The 17,613-nt window shown below is 37.2% G+C and carries 20 protein-coding genes; 9 read left to right on the top strand and 11 right to left on the bottom strand.

Features of this window, described 5'->3' with window-relative positions; genetic code table 11:
* Window positions 1-18 precede the first annotated feature (18 nt).
* The 9 genes from PEDSA_RS07765 to PEDSA_RS07725 all read left to right on the top strand — a co-directional run bounded on the left by PEDSA_RS07765 (window position 19) and on the right by PEDSA_RS07725 (window position 6,489).
* The gene (locus PEDSA_RS07765; protein WP_013632611.1) at window positions 19-579 is read left to right on the top strand and encodes a conjugal transfer protein TraO; all 561 of its coding nucleotides are present in this window, start codon (window positions 19-21) and stop codon (window positions 577-579) included.
* Window positions 580-591: 12 nt separating this feature from the next.
* Window positions 592-1,041, top strand: a complete 450-nt coding sequence (locus PEDSA_RS07760; RefSeq protein ID WP_013632610.1) for a DUF3872 domain-containing protein — start codon at window positions 592-594, stop codon at window positions 1,039-1,041.
* Between the two features lie 259 nt (window positions 1,042-1,300).
* Window positions 1,301-1,573 (top strand): hypothetical protein, encoded by a 273-nt coding sequence (locus tag PEDSA_RS07755; RefSeq protein ID WP_013632609.1) that lies wholly within the window; start codon window positions 1,301-1,303, stop codon window positions 1,571-1,573.
* Between the two features lie 70 nt (window positions 1,574-1,643).
* Entirely contained in the window at window positions 1,644-1,958 is a 315-nt protein-coding gene (locus PEDSA_RS07750; RefSeq protein WP_013632608.1) for a hypothetical protein, read from the top strand.
* An 88-nt stretch (window positions 1,959-2,046) separates the two neighbouring features.
* Window positions 2,047-4,218, top strand: a complete 2,172-nt coding sequence (locus PEDSA_RS07745; RefSeq protein ID WP_013632607.1) for a TonB-dependent receptor — start codon at window positions 2,047-2,049, stop codon at window positions 4,216-4,218.
* Between the two features lie 4 nt (window positions 4,219-4,222).
* Window positions 4,223-5,017, top strand: coding sequence for a cation transporter (locus PEDSA_RS07740; RefSeq protein ID WP_013632606.1), 795 nt, complete (start codon window positions 4,223-4,225; stop codon window positions 5,015-5,017).
* A gap of 158 nt (window positions 5,018-5,175) precedes the next feature.
* Window positions 5,176-5,487 (top strand): helix-turn-helix domain-containing protein, encoded by a 312-nt coding sequence (locus tag PEDSA_RS07735; RefSeq protein WP_013632605.1) that lies wholly within the window; start codon window positions 5,176-5,178, stop codon window positions 5,485-5,487.
* The gene (locus tag PEDSA_RS07730; protein ID WP_013632604.1) at window positions 5,468-5,761 is read left to right on the top strand and encodes a helix-turn-helix domain-containing protein; all 294 of its coding nucleotides are present in this window, start codon (window positions 5,468-5,470) and stop codon (window positions 5,759-5,761) included. The genes PEDSA_RS07735 and PEDSA_RS07730 overlap by 20 nt, the downstream gene beginning before the upstream one ends.
* A 278-nt stretch (window positions 5,762-6,039) precedes the next feature.
* Window positions 6,040-6,489, top strand: a complete 450-nt coding sequence (locus PEDSA_RS07725; protein ID WP_013632603.1) for a response regulator — start codon at window positions 6,040-6,042, stop codon at window positions 6,487-6,489.
* On the opposite strand, the gene PEDSA_RS07720 is transcribed toward PEDSA_RS07725, so the two are convergent.
* From PEDSA_RS07720 to lysS, 11 genes are all read right to left on the bottom strand, one after another.
* Window positions 6,486-7,466 (bottom strand): bacteriophage abortive infection AbiH family protein, encoded by a 981-nt coding sequence (locus PEDSA_RS07720; RefSeq protein ID WP_013632602.1) that lies wholly within the window; start codon window positions 7,464-7,466, stop codon window positions 6,486-6,488. The two genes, PEDSA_RS07725 and PEDSA_RS07720, sit on opposite strands and share 4 nt — an antisense overlap.
* 29 nt (window positions 7,467-7,495) lie before the next feature.
* Window positions 7,496-8,071: a hypothetical protein gene (locus PEDSA_RS07715; protein WP_013632601.1), complete on the bottom strand. Its 576-nt coding sequence runs from the start codon at window positions 8,069-8,071 to the stop codon at window positions 7,496-7,498.
* A complete protein-coding gene (locus PEDSA_RS07710) occupies window positions 8,071-9,222 on the bottom strand; it encodes a HEPN-associated N-terminal domain-containing protein (protein WP_013632600.1) in 1,152 nt (383 codons plus the stop codon). Before PEDSA_RS07710 ends, PEDSA_RS07715 begins: the two co-directional genes overlap by 1 nt.
* 299 nt (window positions 9,223-9,521) lie before the next feature.
* The gene (locus tag PEDSA_RS07705) at window positions 9,522-10,016 is read right to left on the bottom strand and encodes a DUF1281 family ferredoxin-like fold protein (protein WP_013632599.1); all 495 of its coding nucleotides are present in this window, start codon (window positions 10,014-10,016) and stop codon (window positions 9,522-9,524) included.
* 2 nt (window positions 10,017-10,018) lie between these two features.
* Window positions 10,019-10,426: a hypothetical protein gene (locus PEDSA_RS07700; RefSeq protein WP_013632598.1), complete on the bottom strand. Its 408-nt coding sequence runs from the start codon at window positions 10,424-10,426 to the stop codon at window positions 10,019-10,021.
* Between the two features lie 51 nt (window positions 10,427-10,477).
* Window positions 10,478-11,551, bottom strand: coding sequence for a DUF932 domain-containing protein (locus PEDSA_RS07695; RefSeq protein WP_013632597.1), 1,074 nt, complete (start codon window positions 11,549-11,551; stop codon window positions 10,478-10,480).
* Window positions 11,552-12,083: 532 nt separating this feature from the next.
* Window positions 12,084-13,334, bottom strand: coding sequence for a site-specific integrase (locus PEDSA_RS07690; protein WP_013632596.1), 1,251 nt, complete (start codon window positions 13,332-13,334; stop codon window positions 12,084-12,086).
* A gap of 221 nt (window positions 13,335-13,555) precedes the next feature.
* Window positions 13,556-13,759, bottom strand: coding sequence for a hypothetical protein (locus PEDSA_RS07685; protein WP_041537009.1), 204 nt, complete (start codon window positions 13,757-13,759; stop codon window positions 13,556-13,558).
* Window positions 13,760-13,893: 134 nt separating this feature from the next.
* Window positions 13,894-15,210 carry a magnesium transporter gene (mgtE, locus tag PEDSA_RS07680; RefSeq protein ID WP_013632595.1) on the bottom strand — a complete coding sequence of 439 codons (1,317 nt, stop codon included), beginning with the start codon at window positions 15,208-15,210 and terminating at the stop codon, window positions 13,894-13,896.
* Between the two features lie 265 nt (window positions 15,211-15,475).
* Window positions 15,476-15,664, bottom strand: a complete 189-nt coding sequence (locus PEDSA_RS07675) for a hypothetical protein (RefSeq protein WP_013632594.1) — start codon at window positions 15,662-15,664, stop codon at window positions 15,476-15,478.
* A gap of 116 nt (window positions 15,665-15,780) precedes the next feature.
* Window positions 15,781-17,499: a lysine--tRNA ligase gene (gene lysS, locus PEDSA_RS07670; RefSeq protein WP_013632593.1), complete on the bottom strand. Its 1,719-nt coding sequence runs from the start codon at window positions 17,497-17,499 to the stop codon at window positions 15,781-15,783.
* Window positions 17,500-17,613 lie beyond the last annotated feature (114 nt).

The raw sequence follows: 17,613 nt of genomic DNA, 5'->3' as shown, positions 1-17,613 counted from the left end.
ACCCTTTAAAGCAAGAATATGAAAAAGTATATCTATACCGTGCTGTTTGTCCTGATAGGCATCACGGCTGCACAGGCGCAAAGAATGCTGCCGAAGCAGAAAGGATTGGAAATAAGTGCAGGTGTATTGTCCGATGATAAGATTGGCAATGATTACTACATCAGCGCAGCAATGACGGTAAACGGTAAGAATGGTAACTATCAGCTTTGGGCGTTGGAATATACCCACCAGTACCACGGGTATAAAGACCTCCGCATACCGCAGGAAACCTATTCCGCAGAGGGCGGTTACAGCTTCTTTTTGTTGGGCGATGCCCGTAAGAACATCACGCTGAATTTCGCCGTAACAGGTGTGGTCGGTTACGAAACCATCAACCGGGGCGAAACAATGTTGTACGACGGTGCGAAGATATTGAGCGAAGATAATTTTATCTACGGTGCAGGCGGTCGCCTCACTTTTGAAACGTACCTGTCCGACCGTTTTGTATTAGTCCTGCAAGGGCGTACAAAAATCCTTTGGGGTACGGATTTACAACAGTTCCGACCGTCAGCAGGTGTGGGATTAAGGTTTAACTTTTAAAACGTAAAAACGATGATAGCAATATTCAATAAATTCAGAACGGGGCTACTGCCACTATATGTATTCCTGACAATCCTCACAGCTTCGGTTACGTTGGTATCTTGCAGCAAAGATGATGACCTCGAAATACAGAACAATTTTCCTTTCGAGGTCAATGTAATGCCAGTGCCTAAAGATGTTGCAAACGGGCAGACCGTAGAAATACGCATTACCATACAGCGTACAGGCAATTACAGCAATACGCAGTATTTCCTCCGTTACTTTCAATTTGACGGGCAGGGAACATTGCAATACTACAACGAACCGCCGTATCAGCCCAATGACCTGTACCAATTACCAACGGAGCAGTTCAGGCTGTACTACACTTCAACGTCTGCCGTTTCACAGTCTTTTGACGTTTGGATTTCGGACAGCTTCGGGAATGAAAAGCAGATAACTTTTCAGTTTAACAGCAGCGATTAAGAGCAGTATTTCAATTCAAAAAAAAACGGCTTATCTGATTGGTAAGCCGTTTTTAATTTTCAGCCGGGCAGTGTATTTCAAAAGAAATAATTTCTTATCCTTGTAATCTATTTCAGTGTTGAGTAAGGTTTTATTTCCATAAACAATGAAAGAGGCTTGCCTTTTGGGGTAAGCCTCTTTCGCATTTAATTCACATCGTTTACAGGCTGAAACAAATATTTTTCGTAAATTCAAACAGTGGAAATAAAGTGTTTTTGTTATGGTCGCATCATTGGTTATAGGTATCATATTTTTGGTTGCAGGCTTGGGACTTCGTTACTGGATTAACCGCAGGAAGTTTTACAGGCGCAGCCCTATGGGAGCAGAGGGTTTCTCATCTTATGAAAGTTCGGTTTTCATTAAATTGATTGAAAGGGTTGGTAAATGGATAGCTTACGCACTGATTATTTTCGGTCTGTTGTCACTGTGGGTTTATTCCCGTGAGAAAAAGGAAAAACAGCAGCCTGAAGTAAAAACCGAACAATCTCTATAAAAAAACTATTCGCTTTAACTACCTCCACAAGATTTGTGAGCTAACGCAATTAATTTTTATTTAACTTTGTATGGTGAAGTTTATATCTTTAATATTAGCCGCCTATGTATTGCTTTTATCAGCAGTACCGACTTTTATTGAGGATAAATGTATGCAGAAGCATACTACCGAACAAGGACAAAACGGACAGGATGACCAAGATTGTAATAAGGGATGTTGCTCGCCTTTTTTTAGTTGCAACACCTGTACAGGATTTGTTTTAACTACTTTTCATTTCTCTATTGTCCATTCAGTAAAAGAACCGCAACGGAAGTTAGGAAATATGCTGACCCCACCTGTTTCTGATTTTCCATTTTCCATTTGGCGTCCCCCGCAACTTGCTTAATGTATAATGCTTTCAGCACAAATTAATTAAAAAGCGATGTCTTTGCATCGTCATAGCTTATTTATATACATTAAGTATCATTTTTACAATGAAAAAAATACTCATTGTGTCATTTTTTATGGCACTCAACCTTTGTGTATATGCACAAAATACATTAAACATTGTTGTAAAAAACAGTGAAACAAAAGAACCCTTGATTGGTGTAACAACATCTATAAAAGGCACCTCAATTGGAGGAACCTCGAACGAAAAAGGACAGATTATATTATCGAATATTCCTGATGGAATACAGGAGATACATTTTAGCTACGTAGGCTTTGAAGAGTTTATTGAAAAAATAGAATTTCCACTAAAGGATACCAATGTTATTGAAATTCTGCTCAAAGAAAATTCAGAGGAATTAGAGGGTGTTGTAATTACATCTACCCGAAGTACAAGAAGCATACAAAATATTCCTACACGTATTGAGTTTATTGGAAGTGAGGAGTTGGGAGAAAAAGGGAATATGAAACCGGGAGATATTCGTATGCTTTTGGCAGAAAGTACAGGTATTCACGTACAAACTACGTCGCCCACAAGTGCCAATGCGAGTATCCGTATTCAGGGACTTGACGGACGATATACACAAATCCTTAAAGACGGTTTTCCGATTTATTCGGGAGCTTCAAGTGGTTTGGGCTTATTACAAATTCCGCCACTTGATTTAAAGCAGGTTGAAGTTATCAAAGGCTCAACTTCTACACTTTACGGAGGTGGAGCAATAGCAGGATTAGTCAACTTGATTTCCAAAACGCCAACTGATGAAAGAGATTTACGCTTTCATATCAACGGAACATCAGGGAGAGGTTTAGACATTAATGGTTTTTATGGGCAAAAATTCAATAAAATTGGAACAACTATTTTCGCTTCGCACAACAGAAACGGAGCTTATGACCCTGCAAAAATTGGTTTTTCCGCCATTCCAAAGTTTGAACGCTTCGTATTGAACCCTAAATTATTTGTTTACTTCAATGATAAAACGAAACTGAATTTTGGCATCAATACAACCATAGAGAACCGTTTGGGCGGCGATATACTTTACATCAAGGGCAAAGGGGATAATACGCATCAATATTTTGAAGAAAACAAAACACAACGCTATTCCACACAATTTGTTTTTGACCATTTAATTAATGAAAACAGTTCTTTTCAAATCAAAAACAGTGTAAGTTATTTTAACCGCAATACGGCTATTCCCACTTACGAGTTTGAGGGAACGCAAACAGCCACTTTTACGGAAGCTAATTATACTTACAGCAAAGAAAAGTCAGAATGGGTAACAGGCGTTAATATTTGGACGGACAATTTTAAAGAAAAGCAGATTACAGTATTTCCGTTAAGAGATTATAGCCAAACCACATTTGGGGCTTTCGTCCAAAATAATTTTAAAGCTACGGATTGGCTTCAATTGGAAGCAGGTTTAAGAACGGATTATGTTATAGATTATGGGGCTGTATTCTTGCCAAGAGTATCGGCGCTATTCCATATTGCAAACGGATTAACATCAAGGATTGGCGGCGGATTTGGATATAAAACACCCACTATCTTTACCGAAGAAAGCGAACGCTTACAATATCAAAACGTAATGCCAATTAACAATAAAACCAATAAACTGGAAAAAAGTTATGGTGGAAATGCAGATATAAATTACCGCACTAATATTGGCGATGGTTGGTCATTCAGTATCAATCAATTATTCTTTTATACCTATTTGAATAATCCTCTATTACTTGAAAATCCATCAGCTAATCTCTATCAATTTGTAAACTCTACTGGTTACATCCATACAAAAGGAACAGAAACCAATATCAAAATCGGTTACGATGATGTGAAATTATTTTTAGGGTACACTTATACAGATGCACAGTTACACCAAAATGCAACAACTACCGAAAGCCCGTTAACCCCAAAACACCGTATTAACTCGGTTTTAATGTATGAAATCGAAGACAAATGGAAAGTTGGTTTAGAAGCCTACTATTTCAGCCCGCAAAAGCTGAACGATGGAACAACAGGAAAAGACTATTGGACTTGTGGATTTATGGCTGAAAAGATTTGGGAAAGGTTTTCGTTATATGTCAATTTTGAAAATTTCCTTGATACAAGGCAGACACGTTTTGGCAACATTTATACAGGTACAATTAGTAATCCTATATTTAAAGACATTTATGCACCATTGGACGGATTTGTCATTAATGGCGGAATAAAATTTAGACTTTAAGAAGATGAATAAAACCATATTCAATATAACTAAAATGGATTGCCCAAGTGAGGAGCAATTAATCCGTATGAAATTGCAGGATTTCGATATGGTAAAGTCATTGGAATTTGATATTCCCAGTAGAAAACTAAATGTTTACCATAGTGGAAAACCAGAGCCGATTTTTTCGGCTTTGGAAACATTAAACCTGAATACGTCATTGATTTCAACTGAAGAAAGCAATGCAGTTCTTGAAACAGATACAAGCAATGACCAACGGAAACTACTTTGGACTGTACTGATTATCAATTTCGTTTTCTTTGGATTGGAAATGTTGTTCGGTATTTTTTCCAATTCAATGGGATTGATAGCAGACAGCTTGGATATGCTTGCAGACAGTATTGTTTACGCTTTGGCATTGTTTGCTGTTGGGGGTACGATTGCAAGAAAAAACAATATCGCCAAATTTGCAGGTTACTTTCAAATTCTGTTAGCCGTTATCGGTTTTGTTGAAGTTATCAGACGTTTTATCGGAATAGAAGCGATGCCTGATTTCAAAACAATGATTGTTGTTTCTGTTTTGGCGTTGATTGCAAACGTACTTTGTCTTTATCTATTACAAAAGAACAAAAGCAAAGAAGCCCATATGCAGGCTTCGATGATTTTCACTTCCAACGATGTTATAATCAATTCGGGTGTTATCATTGCGGGATTATTGGTCAATTGGCTCAATTCGAGTTATCCGGATTTGATTATTGGGGCAATTGTATTCGTGATTGTGGCAAGAGGTGCATATAGAATACTGAAGTTGGCAAAATAAAATAGCAGCAAATCATAGCCCCGAAATTCGGGGCTTTTTTTGTACCAAATCTTACTACTAACGCCAAACGCTGCCTTTCAAAGCCAAATCCTGCAACATTCTCCAACGCTGCAATAAGCCTTTATAAATTCGACTTCCACAGCAAAATTGAGCAAACTATGGAAGTAATCACAATACAAAAGTCCGTACTGGAGGGAATGAAAAATGAGCTGAAAGCACTTTTGGAACTGGCCGAAAATGCCACTAAAAAATACACTCCAATTTTCGCAAAAGAGCAATGGCTCGATAACCAGGAAGTGTGCCTGATGATGAACATTACCAAGCGGACTTTGCAGACGTATAAGGACAAAGGGTTATTGCCTTATTCCCGACTGAACCGTAAGAACTATTATAAACGCTCGGATGTGCAGGCTTTACTCGAAGCCGGACAGCCGTATAATACTGCCGAAAATGGATTTATTCACGAATGATAATGAAGAAATGATTGCCCATCAGGAAATGATAGCACAGCTAAGAAGCAGTATTGAGAGCATATTGAAAAATTACCGTCCTGTAATGAACGGAGAAATCTATCTTTCGGGCGAAGATGTGTGCAAGCTGCTCCATATCAGTAAACGGACTTTACAGCAGTACCGTGATGATAATATCCTGCCGTATATTCAAATAGGGGGCAAGATTATTTACAAGGAAAGTGACATTCTGACCATACTGGAACAGAATTACATTTCACAAAAAAAGGTTTGACGGTAATCTTTTTTGTATTACATACAGTCAAAAAGGATGAGTTTAGTATCTTTGCTATTGAAAATATAGAAAATACTTAAAGTTGTTTTTGCTTTAAGTTCCGCATTAAAAACTGGTAATTTTTAAAACCCCGGAACAGATAAGTAAGAACGCTCACGTTATGGCGTGGGCGCTCGCTTATTTGGGGGTCAGGCGTACCAGTGCCTTAATGCCAGTAAGTGTAGTTGCCTGCGCTTCTTTTTTGTGCAGGTCTACATCAACACAAAAAAGAATACGATATGGAAACTGGTACAGCACAAAAAAAAATTACCCTTGGTTTTATCAATGATAAAAACCCGATTGCAGATATTGTATGCGATGACCTTACGAATTTAGGATTTGAGATACTATACCGTTCGGAACATATTGAGGACGGAATAACTCAATTATCTGCATTGAAATCACTTCCCCAAGTTTGTATTATTGACCTCGATTTTTATGACAGTAATGTATTAACAGAGCTTCGGAAACTACGCAAAAAATACCCAAGCGTGAAACTAATTGCATTCAGTGAAAAGGACAGTGAACAATCTGTAAAAACTCTTTTAAATATTGGTTTTGAAGGCTATTTGCTAATTGGTAGCGATACAGACGATTTTAAAAAAGCCATTGATGTTGTTACAAATAGCGGAAGATATTTTAGCGTGGGAATAGCGAAAATTGCACAGGAATATTTTACTGATAACTAAATCTGCTTTTTTAAATCTGGAATTTTTAGTTGAACAATATTGCTGTCTTTTATCCCAAGTTGTAATAGTGTTTCTTTGTGGGCTTGCTTTTCAAGTTCACTGTAATACGAAACACTCCAAATTACATTTTCATTTAGTTTGGCTTTTAATACCTCAAAATATTTTAAATCCACTTCTGAGATTGAATGCCCTAATACAATAACTTTTTCAACTTCTGTAAGATTGTTAAATAAAACGATATTGTTTTCTATAATAGAAGCTGTATTTTTAAATGCCTTTGTATAATAAGATAGTATTTCTTGTTTGGCACTTTCATAAGAATAGTCATATTCATCAGCCTTTTGTTCACGCCATTCGTATAATTCTTCTTCGCTTAATCCTTGTGGTGGTTCTTCTTCTTTCTCATCAAAATTTGCAGGGTCAGTTCCGTGTCCTAAAATAAGAGTACAATTATCTATATCTGCTCTGTTATGAATATAAGTTATTCGTTCTTCGGGAATGCCATAGCTTTCCTGTAGTGTCTTAGTATAATTGAAATTTAAAAAATGGCTATCATTTTCTAAGTCAATTACCACATCATCAGAAATGCTTTCGTATTTGACTTCAAGAATAAACTTATTAAAGTCGCTAATTAGAGTGGTCGTTAAATCCTTAATGATTTCTTCCATCTCTATCTGATAACTATGCCAATCTCTATCTCGAAAATCTTCAGCACCAGGGCGAGCAATTAAGTCGGAATTATCGTCCAATACCGATAAATAATCCAAGTCAGCTAAGGCTTGCTCAAATCTTGACCATAACGCATACTCTTCATCTGTCAATTCAGGATTTGTAATGTCAGGAAGTCCATAATAATTTAATAAGAGTTCATAAACTTCACTGTTATTTTCAGCCAAGTAGTTTGCAAAACTTTGATACCTTGTGTCTAATTTATGATGGAGGTCAAATCCATTACCAATAATGTATAATGTTTTCATTAATTTAGTTGTTTAATCTATTTTTTGGGTTATAAACCACTTCGTTTTCCAAATATCGGACTTAGCTTATCCCAAAACTGCTGTTCAAGAATTTCGACAATGAAACGTTCAATAATTTTATTGCTTTCTGAAATGACTTCGTATGCAAAAATATCCAAATCGTATTCTAAACAATTGTCCCACTTGCATAAATGCAAACTATAAACCCGATTTCCTTCTGTGCCAAGATGGTTCTTAATTCTTGTCTTGAAATCAGTCGTTGAGCTTCCAACATATAATATATCTGATGAAGCCTTGTTGTACCGGGAAAGGTTAACACGGTCTTTATTCTTTACTTTTAGCTTATTTGCTGATTGATAATCTTCAAAATATTCAATCAGCGTGCTTAAAATTTTCGGGGATTTAATCTGAATAACATAAATGAGTGGGTTGTCGCTTTTAGGAATTTTATGCAGATAATTTGAGAGCGTTTCCCTATCTCTGTATTCCGATGAATGAAAGGAAATTTCACAGAACGGTCTAACTGTTATTTTTGAAATTTGCTTGGCTATATTCAATGCAAACTCTTCAGATTGCTTTACAATATGTTCACTGTCAATTTTCATTAAATAATTTTCTTTCTTTTTAAGGTGTTTAATTTTACTTTTTCTCTACTTAGTTCGTCATCCCAAAAAAACACTGCCGATTGATGATTTCTATTTTGCGATGAGGGATAAATAATTCCCGATATTTTATTCTTCCTATTTTTATTGAATGGATACCTTAAAAATTCAGTCACAACTTGAGTTGGAACGTATTCGGTATGTTCTTTACCATCCTTAATAATTTGCTGCGTTATATCTCTTACAAATGAGTATAGAAATAAAATAAGGTAATATCGTTTCTTGTCCTTAATGCCGAAAATACTTGGAATTTTTGGGAGCTTATTAAAATCAACAACAACCTGATTTTCTAAGGTTTCAAATTCCGCAATCGTTACATACCTTTTGTATTTATCCGTCCTGCTTATTGTTTCTAAAATTGCTGCATCATCATCAAAAGCGGAATAAAACATTGATATTCCTGAAGGGCTAAACCGATTTGGATAAATTGCTTTTTTGTTAGGGGGAGCAGTGATTTCGTTAAAATTTGTAATTTTTGCTTTGAAGTCGTGTTGTCTACAACGATAAAGTTTTGTTCCTGCCGGGATAATCCTGATTATATTTAATTTTGATATAAGTTTGCCAACCTCTTGTAGTATTTGCAAGGCTTTAGGAAGGTTGCTGTCTGCTGATGAAAAAAGGTAGCGGGATTTATGTTTGATGATTTCTTTAAAGTAATTCCACTGAAACTCTAAATCATCTTTAATATTGTCGTAATACAGGTCAGGTTGAGCCCAAGCAATATCTTCAATTGAGTTAACAATATCTTCAATAACCTCAAAAGGTTCAGCATTCAACTCTATGTGTTCTTGTATAAGTTCGTCAGGGGTATAGATTTCTCCAAGATAACCTCCCTCTCTTGAATTGTAACTCATAAAATTGGCGGCATCTTCATAGAAATTTGAAATGCCATCCATAATAAATTCCATTAAATCTTCAAGAGGAACTACTTTTAGTTCCTTAGCGCAATAATCACAATAACCATCGTTGTAATTATATTTAATGAAATTCTTGATGCTTTTATCGTCAATGTGCTTGATACAAATATTCTTATCCGGAATGCTGCTTAAATGTCTACTTTCTAATTCAAGCCATCTCTGTTTAACTCCTCCCATATATAAATTCGCGATTTTTCGCTATATAACAAATTTAGTAAATTTAAAAGGACGCTGAACTCGCATTTGTGAAGTCAAAAATCAATTACTTTCAAAGAAGCTATTATCAAAAACTAATCAGTGGGATAATGAATATCCCACTCAATAACGCCGCAACCTTTTTGGTAAAATGGGAAAGAAAGGATTTGTGTAAGGGTACATTTTGCTAAAGGGGATTGCACCAATTTAAGCAAAAAGATTGCCTGACCATCGGGAGGATCTGTCTTTTTGCCGCCCGACTTTTTTGGTCAGGCGGTGTTCTAAACTTTACTACTATTAAAATGACTTTCGATTTTACGCTCTAATAAGGTTTCGAGTATATCCCACTCGCTGTCATACTCCGTTCCCTCAAAATGGTAGGTGTCTGTTTCCTTGTCTAATTCGTAGCTGTCAAAGTTCTGGCTATCTAAGCAGGTGTTTGTTAGTGTGCCATCGTCTAATATTGCCTGACCATATACTAAGCATCCTAATTCCTCATAGTCCTGTGTGAAATTGACTTTAAAATGTTCGGCTATCTGCTTAACGGCTTCCGTATTTGGCGACCATTTTGTTTCATACTGGAATACACCAAAACTTTCATTGTCCTGACTAATATTGTAGAAATAATCTCCGTTCGTGTCCTGTACAAATTCGGGCAGTTGCCCGCAATTTTCTTTCTGTTCTCTTTCAGCCATTGTTTTGAATAGCTGTGTTATTTGTTCGATTGCTTCGTCTGTTCCCTCAAAAACAATCGTATTGTTGCACCAATTAGCCATAATTATTTATCGTTTAAGGTTATCTGTAAAAATTTATCATTCCCGAAAAGCTGGTGTATCGCCTGTTTTAACTGCGGGTTGCATAGCGTGTCGTCTGCATATTCGATAAGGCAGTGAATAGCGAAAATTGAATGGTGTCCGTCAAAGAAATGGTCTGTAAACCAGTGTGGGCGTTTCCAAAGTGGGACGCTTTTGTCTATCCCCTTTTGTACATTCTCTACAAGCCTGTACCAAAATTCAGCGGTAAAAAATCCTTTTTGATACCAACCCTCACGAAAGGTAGTTTCATTTTGTAGAAAGTAGTCACATTGCTTTTTTATTGCGTTTTGCAGGTTCTCCAGTTCTGCGGGAAACAGTTTGCACAACAAACCCGCTTTATCGAGGTTATCCATTTTATCTAATGCTTTCATATCTTTTGTTTTTAGTAGGCGACCACCTTTGCAGGCAGTCGCCTTTAATGATTAATTGAAGTTGAAAATCTCTGCTCCTGAATAGGCAAAGTCTGTACACAGTTCAAAGGCTTTTTGGGTCTTTAGCTGTGCTGTACCGCCCATTACAATAGATTGTAGTTTGGCTTCGCCATCCCTGTAATTGCGTACATTCTGAAAGTAGCCTGTAACGGCATTGTAAGCCCCGAATAATGTGCCTTTGGTAGTTGCCATTTGTTGCGTGTCGCTTATCATAGCGTATTGGAAGGCATCATCTACGGTGTTTTTAAACACGGTGGAAACTTCATCTTCAGCACCTTTTTTGAGCAGGTTAAGCGTTTCTTTGTTCGGGCAAAGTGCCAACTGGATTAGCTTTCTTACTTCTCGGTCTGTTACCCTTACTTTAGCCCAGTCATTAAAAATGTTCTCTAACTGTGCGCTTAGAGTGTTGGCAAGCCCCATAACCTTGTGAGCGTTTTCAAGGCGTTGTTTTGCTCCTGACGTGTGTTTGATACGCACAACGTTGGTCATACTCCGCAATGAAGCGTTAAGGGTGTTTTGGCATACGATACGGATAGGGGTAAACGCTGCGGTAATACTTCCGCTACCGTCGTGGCTCGTGGTTAAGAAGATATACTTTTCTGTAACATCGTCGCCGTTACCTACTCGGATATAGTCGGGCAGCTTGGCAGTGATAAAAATGCGTTCCCCGTTGCCCAATGCTCCTGCGGTTTCGTACAGTATTCCCTCGCCTCTGCCTACAATAGCATCAAAGAAATTAAATGCCTCACGGTTTTGTACGATATGGTAGTCTTTGCCTACTACGCCCAACGGTGTATTAGTGTCGGTGCGGAGTGTGGCGAAACTGTTAGGTACTAAGATGTCGTTTGCTTCAATCAGCTCTCCGCTGTCGCCTATGCTCATTGTTCTGCCCTGTGTAAACAGTGGGGATTTGATAACCTCGTAATCTAAACCTGCGTGTACGATTGCTTCCTCGCTTGTTGGGTACTGCTCTACGATTTGCCCCAAACCGTGCCACGCTTTTTGTTGAACGCTGAAAAATGAATGACGTCCTGTTTGCTCGTTGAAATTGATGTTGTGTGCCATAATGCTAAAATTTTGATGTTAGAAAAAATGTTATTTACTCACTCGCTTTTCTCGTTTCCCGCTTCCCGTTGTGGTTTGCTCCGCTTCGCATAAATTTTTCCAAAAGAAAAACCGGAAAAAAGAAAGCAGATAATCCAAGCGGGCAACAGCGATGACCAAGAAAAAAAATGATTTAATGGGGGTTCCTTTAGGGGGAAACCGTTCATTCGTTTTTTTTATTGGTGGGTGTGTGCGATGGCTGCCCGCTATAACTTAGCTGCCTTTTTACCGGTTGATTGTGGAAATATTCTGTTCTAAATTTTTATGGCATTAATGACCAGGCTATGATAGCCTGTAATAGAGATTTGAAAAACGGAATAGCAAGGAGATAGATAAGGATTTCGTTTTTCAATTTTCTATTTTGGAAGTAGGCAAAAGCTCTTTTACAGCGTTGGATTGTGTAGTGTAGGTAAATGTGCTTTGCCTAAAAAAGTAGAGGTATAAAAAAAGCAGAACTTAACGGTTCTGCTCATTATGATTAGATAAATGCTAATTAGATTGCCATCATAAACGCTTCTTCCATAGCTTTGAATTTCGGCGTAACCAAATCCATATCCTTACTGATTTTTTGGCTTGTGATTTTAGCGTAAATCTGTGTGGTGGAAATGTTTTTATGCCCCATCATTTTGCTAAGGCTTTCAAGCGGTACGCCCTCGGTCAAAAACATTGTTCCGAAAGTGTGCCTTGCAGTGTGAAAGGTTACTTTTTGCTCTGTAATAATTTCAGCCTTTTCAACCAATTTACCTATGTGAGTATTGCAGGTTGCATTGGTCGGAACTGGAAATATAAATTCATTCCGTGTAGTACCCTGATATTTCTCGATGATACGTTTAGGGATTTCCATTAACCGAACATTAGAAGCAATATCTGATTTCTTTCTCCTGCTGATAATCCATTGATGACCGTCAAAGAATGATTGAATATTGTTCCTTGTCAGTTTCTTAATATCAGCGTAAGCAAGTCCGGTAAAGCAACTGAAAATAAACAAGTCTTTTACCAATTCATACCGTGGGTGCGGTGGTACGCACATCATCAGCTTTTCTACATCTTCTTTAAGGATATAACCCCGGTCGGTTTCTTCCATATTGATTTCGTAATCCTGAAAAGGATTATCACGTATCAAACCTTTTTTGATTGCCAACTCCGCAAGGCTTAATACTGGCATTGTGTAAACCCAAACCGTATTATGCGAAGACTGTAAATCGTACCGGAGGTAAAAATCAAACTCGCGGATAAAATCGGAAGTCAATTCCCGAAAAGCCATATCATCACGATGATAGCGTTCCTTTATAAATGTGGTAAGATGATTGTAAACTGTGATATACTTGTTGTAGGTACTTTGTGAGCGTTCTTCCTTTTCGACCAATTTTTTAAAATCCTCATTTTGGTCGTTGAAAACTTTTAGGATAGCATCATCCATTACGCCGACACCCAAAAATGATAGCTTTACTTTTTGGGCGGTCGCAAAGCCCTCGTGCTTCAGCATATCTTCATAAATCTTGTCGATACGCCCACGTATATTATCCAGTTTTTTATTGATGCTTAATGCCTGCGCACTTTTGCCCTGAACTCTTCCGTGTTTCAAATCCCAATTATTGGGGTCAATTTCTAACTTTGTTCCGAAAGTCTTAGGGGTTCCGTCAATGGTAATACGTGCCATAATCGGGGCATTACCGTTCTTTTTCAGTTCGTTCTTTTTCAAATAGAAAAGCAGTTTGAACGTCGATTTTTTTGCCTGTTCCATAACTCAAATGTTTAACGTTTAAAATTAAATTACATTGAGTTACAAGGGAATGTAGAAAAGGGTGCAAAAGACTGAAATATAATCAGTTAAGTTATACTGTTACCTTTGTCAATCGGTAACGAATTAGTAACCTAACCTTGTCAATTTAAGCCCAAAACCTATCAGACACCGACTTCCGAACTAAGACTACTCTTTTTATAAAGCCTTGTATAGCAAAGGTTTTAACCGTTTTGCTTATTTTTGCTTTTTACTAATCTTTTTTCGGTAAAAGAACCAAAAAGATATTTTCTTTTTATGGCTTTAGCTCTGGCCTTACGCTCAGGGAAAAATGACATCGCACCAACTTCCTTTGCTACCCTGCTTTTTGAAAAAAAGCTATCCAATTGAGCAAAGAAAAGAGGCTCGGTTGTGCAATCCGTTTCCAAGTGCAACCATTTTTACAAAGGACATTGCAAGTTTATAATTCCCTTGATAGCACGCACTCGGCATTATAAGATTTGGAAAGCCTTGTGAGGAGAAATTAAAACAGGATAAAGTCTGTTCTGCTTAAGCAGATAACTTACAACAACCTACCAGTCAAGAAAAACGCTGCTATTGAAAAATATATAATTAGTCCGGTAACATCTACAAGCGTGGCTACAAAAGGAGCAGAAGCCGTTGCCGGATCCAAACCTGACTTTCTTAAAATGAAAGGGATAAGCGAACCTGAAAGCGAACCCCATAACACAATAAACACTAATGAAACCGAAACACTTAAAGCTACCCAAAACCAGTGGATACCATAATCATATATACCTGCTTCCTGCCAGATAAATATTCTTAGAAAACCGATAAGACCTAAAATTGCACCTAATATAAGTCCTGAAAGAATCTCTTTTTTCATTACGTACCACCAGTTTCTTAGCTTTAATTCGCCCAGCGCCATTGCCCTAATAATCAAAGAAGCAGCTTGCGAGCCGGAATTACCGCCACTGGAGATAATTAAGGGAACGAAAAGAGCAAGAACCACTGCTTTTTCAATTTCAGCATCAAAATGAGCCATCGCCGATGCGGTGAACATTTCACTCAGGAATAGAATAATTAACCATCCGGCTCTTTTTCTCACCAATTCTATCATTGAGGTTTTAGTGTAAGAAAGATCCAGTTCTTCCAATCCCCCGAATTTCTGAATATCCTCGGTATCTCTGTCTTTAATCCTGTCAAGAATGTCATCAAAAGTAACAATCCCTATAAGTACACCGCTTTCAGAAACGATGGGCAAAGCACTTCTATCATATTTCTCAAAGATGTCAAATGCGGCCTCCATGTTTGTGGTGCTTTTTATGGATATAAAGTTTCTATCCATCAAGTCCTGCAGTTTGGTGTCCGGTTCAGCCATGAGGAGCTGGCCAATTCTTAAATCGTCAATAAGGATATTCTCTTCATCAACAATATAGATGAAGTTTAATGTTTCAGCCTTTTTTCCAAAGCGTTTAATATGATCGAAGACTTTACTGACTGTCCAATTTGCTCTGGCCTGAACGTAGTTTGGAGTCATTAAGCGGGCAATACAGTCTACGGGATAGCCAACTAAATTAAGTGCAATTCCTTTTTCCTCTTCGTTTAGCAGATTTATAAATCTTTTAATAATAGAATCGGGAAAATTTTCTAGTAATAAAGTTCTGTCATCTGGTTCCAGATTATTAAGTACGTCTGATAACTCTTTGTCTCCCAAAGATCTGATGATATTCTCCTGTATGTCAAAATCAAGATAAGAAAAGGTTTGGGCCTTCTTTCTCCCCGGCAGCATAAAAAAAGCAAGACTTCTTTCCGCAGGCTTTAGTGCAGTAATTTGTTCTGCTATATCGGCAGGGTGCAATTCTTGAAAATTTTTCATACTCGAATTGTTGAAAGGTTAACGACAAATAATTAAAAACCAAAGAACAGTTTCCAAGACTAGCGGCGAAAGTAATTAATTAATTTCATATAACATGAACAAAAGAAAGTCCAAAATTCTTTTTTTAAGAATTTTTAATTTATGTGTTTGAAGACTAAAAGGAAAGGATTTTTATAAACAAAAAGCAAAGCAATTCTCTCCGGGCGAGAGTCATTTTTAGATAATAATGTTTGCTTTTAAGTAAGATAGGGGTAGGTTAGGTTGGTTACTTTTCAGAAAGTAAATCAACCCTTGGCTCTTCATTAAATTTTTCTCTTTCTATGCTGTTCTCTTCATCTGAGTTTAAAGTATTGTCTCTTTTAGATGATAGAAATGCCGCTAATAAAGGGAAATCTAAGAAGTTGTCTTTGTTAATGTTGAGATAATCATTATCTCCAAAAATTAGTGTACTCATATTCTTTTCAATTTTATTTATACAATAATAAAAAAGCTTGCTTAAGTCTATGTTAAGCAAGCTTTAAATTTGTGTTATATGAATATGAATTTAATGTTAAGAACTGCTCTGAAAGCCTATTCGAACCATTTCATTACTTCTTCTTTTTGTGGCATAGATAAATCCAGCTTCAATTTCTTACGCATTCCGCCTAAATCATTGAAAACTTTGTTTGGATTGGCAGCTTTTAATTCATCAATAGTATTGATATTCATTTTGCGGATAACCTGTACCCATTCAGCAGGGATACCTTGTTCTACAAAATCATCATCAGTTGTTACTTTCGCTTTTTTCTCAGGACGCATCTGAGGGAAAAACAATACTTCCTGAATAGATGATTGGTTAGTCATCAACATCACTAATCTGTCTATACCAATACCCAAACCAGCAGTTGGAGGCATACCATATTCCAATGATCTTACAAAGTCATCATCCATAACCATGGCTTCATCATCACCACGGGCAGCTAACTTCAACTGTTCCTCAAATCTTTCTTTTTGATCAATAGCGTCATTCAGTTCCGAGTAAGCGTTGGCTATTTCTTTTCCCTGAACAAATAATTCGAAACGCTCTACCAAACCATCTTCAGTACGGTGCTTTTTAGCAAGAGGAGTCATTTCTATCGGATAATCTGTAATGAAAGTGGGTTGAATCAGATTGTGTTCAACTTTGTCTCCAAAGATAGCGTCAACCAATTTGCCTTTACCCATGGAAGCGTCAACTTCGATACCTAAATTATTACAAGTAGCTATTAATTCGCCCTCGTCCATTTTAGAAACGTCAATTCCGGTATATTTCTTAATGGAATCATACATAGAAAGTTTTTCATAAGGCCCAGCAAATTCAATCTCATCGTTACCAACCTTGATTTTTGTCTTTCCGTGGATAGCCATAGTAACTTTTTCCAGACATTCTTCCACCATACCCATCATCCAGATATAATCTTTATACGCGACGTAGATTTCCATAGAAGTGAACTCTGGATTGTGCGTACGATCCATACCTTCATTACGGAACATCTTACCAAATTCATAAACACCGTCGAAACCTGCAACAATCAATCTTTTTAGATAAAGCTCATTCGCGATACGCAAAAACAAAGGCATATCTAAAGTATTGTGATATGTGTTAAAGGGTCTTGCAGCGGCACCACCATGTATCGCTTGTAATATAGGAGTTTCTACTTCCATCCATCCATTAGCGTCAAAATAACTACGCATGGTGCTGATGACTTTAGAACGTGTTTTGAAAATTTCTTTATATTCCGGGTTTACCGTCAAATCCACATAACGCATTCTGTAACGCATTTCCGGATCTGTAAAACCATCATAGATATTGCCGTCATCATCCCTTTTAACGATAGGCAGAGGTTTTAATGATTTGCTTAATACCTTAAATTCAGTAACATGGATAGAAATCTCGCCTGTTTGTGTAGTAAAGACATAACCTTTAATTCCTATGTAATCACCAATATCTAATAATTTTTTAAATACGGTATTGTATAGTGTCTTATCTTCTCCCGGACAAACATCGTCTCTTCTGATATAAGCTTGAATACGACCTGTAGCATCCTGAAGTTCAACAAAAGAAGCATTCCCCATAATTCTACGGGTCATAATTCTTCCTGCTAAACTGATATTCTTATATGAAGTTTTATCTCTTTCGTAGTTCGTAGTGATATCCAAAGCGTTTGCATTTACTTCGAACGCTTCTGCAGGATATGGGTCAATTCCTAGTTTTCTTAATTCTTGTAGAGACTGGCGCCTTTGTATCTCCTGTTCTGAAAGTGTACTCATTAATTTCGAAATTTGCGCAAAAATACGCTTTATTTTTCTTTACATCAATATTGTTTTAGTTAGTTTGCTGGTGATCAGTTGAAATAGTTGATTGTAAGGTAGAGGGTACAGTAT

Source organism: Pseudopedobacter saltans DSM 12145 (assembly GCF_000190735.1).
GTDB classification, from domain to species: Bacteria; Bacteroidota; Bacteroidia; order Sphingobacteriales; family Sphingobacteriaceae; genus Pseudopedobacter; species Pseudopedobacter saltans.
Note: the sequence above shows the minus strand (reverse complement) of the source record. Positions and strands in the feature narration are given on the sequence as shown.

What these genes read in the sequence shown, in the direction of transcription:
- PEDSA_RS07760 (WP_013632610.1), top strand. Translation starts at nt 592, where the DNA reads ATGATAGCAATATTCAATAAATTCAGAACGGGGCTACTGCCACTATAT.
- PEDSA_RS07710 (WP_013632600.1), bottom strand. Translation starts at nt 9,222, where the DNA reads ATGGGAGGAGTTAAACAGAGATGGCTTGAATTAGAAAGTAGACATTTA.
- PEDSA_RS07700 (WP_013632598.1), bottom strand. Translation starts at nt 10,426, where the DNA reads ATGAAAGCATTAGATAAAATGGATAACCTCGATAAAGCGGGTTTGTTG.
- PEDSA_RS07725 (WP_013632603.1), top strand. Translation starts at nt 6,040, where the DNA reads ATGGAAACTGGTACAGCACAAAAAAAAATTACCCTTGGTTTTATCAAT.
- PEDSA_RS07740 (WP_013632606.1), top strand. Translation starts at nt 4,223, where the DNA reads ATGAATAAAACCATATTCAATATAACTAAAATGGATTGCCCAAGTGAG.
- PEDSA_RS07690 (WP_013632596.1), bottom strand. Translation starts at nt 13,334, where the DNA reads ATGGAACAGGCAAAAAAATCGACGTTCAAACTGCTTTTCTATTTGAAA.
- PEDSA_RS07720 (WP_013632602.1), bottom strand. Translation starts at nt 7,466, where the DNA reads ATGAAAACATTATACATTATTGGTAATGGATTTGACCTCCATCATAAA.
- PEDSA_RS07735 (WP_013632605.1), top strand. Translation starts at nt 5,176, where the DNA reads ATGGAAGTAATCACAATACAAAAGTCCGTACTGGAGGGAATGAAAAAT.
- PEDSA_RS07695 (WP_013632597.1), bottom strand. Translation starts at nt 11,551, where the DNA reads ATGGCACACAACATCAATTTCAACGAGCAAACAGGACGTCATTCATTT.
- PEDSA_RS07675 (WP_013632594.1), bottom strand. Translation starts at nt 15,664, where the DNA reads ATGAGTACACTAATTTTTGGAGATAATGATTATCTCAACATTAACAAA.
- PEDSA_RS07745 (WP_013632607.1), top strand. Translation starts at nt 2,047, where the DNA reads ATGAAAAAAATACTCATTGTGTCATTTTTTATGGCACTCAACCTTTGT.
- mgtE (WP_013632595.1), bottom strand. Translation starts at nt 15,210, where the DNA reads ATGAAAAATTTTCAAGAATTGCACCCTGCCGATATAGCAGAACAAATT.
- PEDSA_RS07750 (WP_013632608.1), top strand. Translation starts at nt 1,644, where the DNA reads ATGGTGAAGTTTATATCTTTAATATTAGCCGCCTATGTATTGCTTTTA.
- PEDSA_RS07730 (WP_013632604.1), top strand. Translation starts at nt 5,468, where the DNA reads ATGGATTTATTCACGAATGATAATGAAGAAATGATTGCCCATCAGGAA.
- PEDSA_RS07755 (WP_013632609.1), top strand. Translation starts at nt 1,301, where the DNA reads ATGGTCGCATCATTGGTTATAGGTATCATATTTTTGGTTGCAGGCTTG.
- PEDSA_RS07705 (WP_013632599.1), bottom strand. Translation starts at nt 10,016, where the DNA reads ATGGCTAATTGGTGCAACAATACGATTGTTTTTGAGGGAACAGACGAA.
- PEDSA_RS07715 (WP_013632601.1), bottom strand. Translation starts at nt 8,071, where the DNA reads ATGAAAATTGACAGTGAACATATTGTAAAGCAATCTGAAGAGTTTGCA.
- lysS (WP_013632593.1), bottom strand. Translation starts at nt 17,499, where the DNA reads ATGAGTACACTTTCAGAACAGGAGATACAAAGGCGCCAGTCTCTACAA.
- PEDSA_RS07765 (WP_013632611.1), top strand. Translation starts at nt 19, where the DNA reads ATGAAAAAGTATATCTATACCGTGCTGTTTGTCCTGATAGGCATCACG.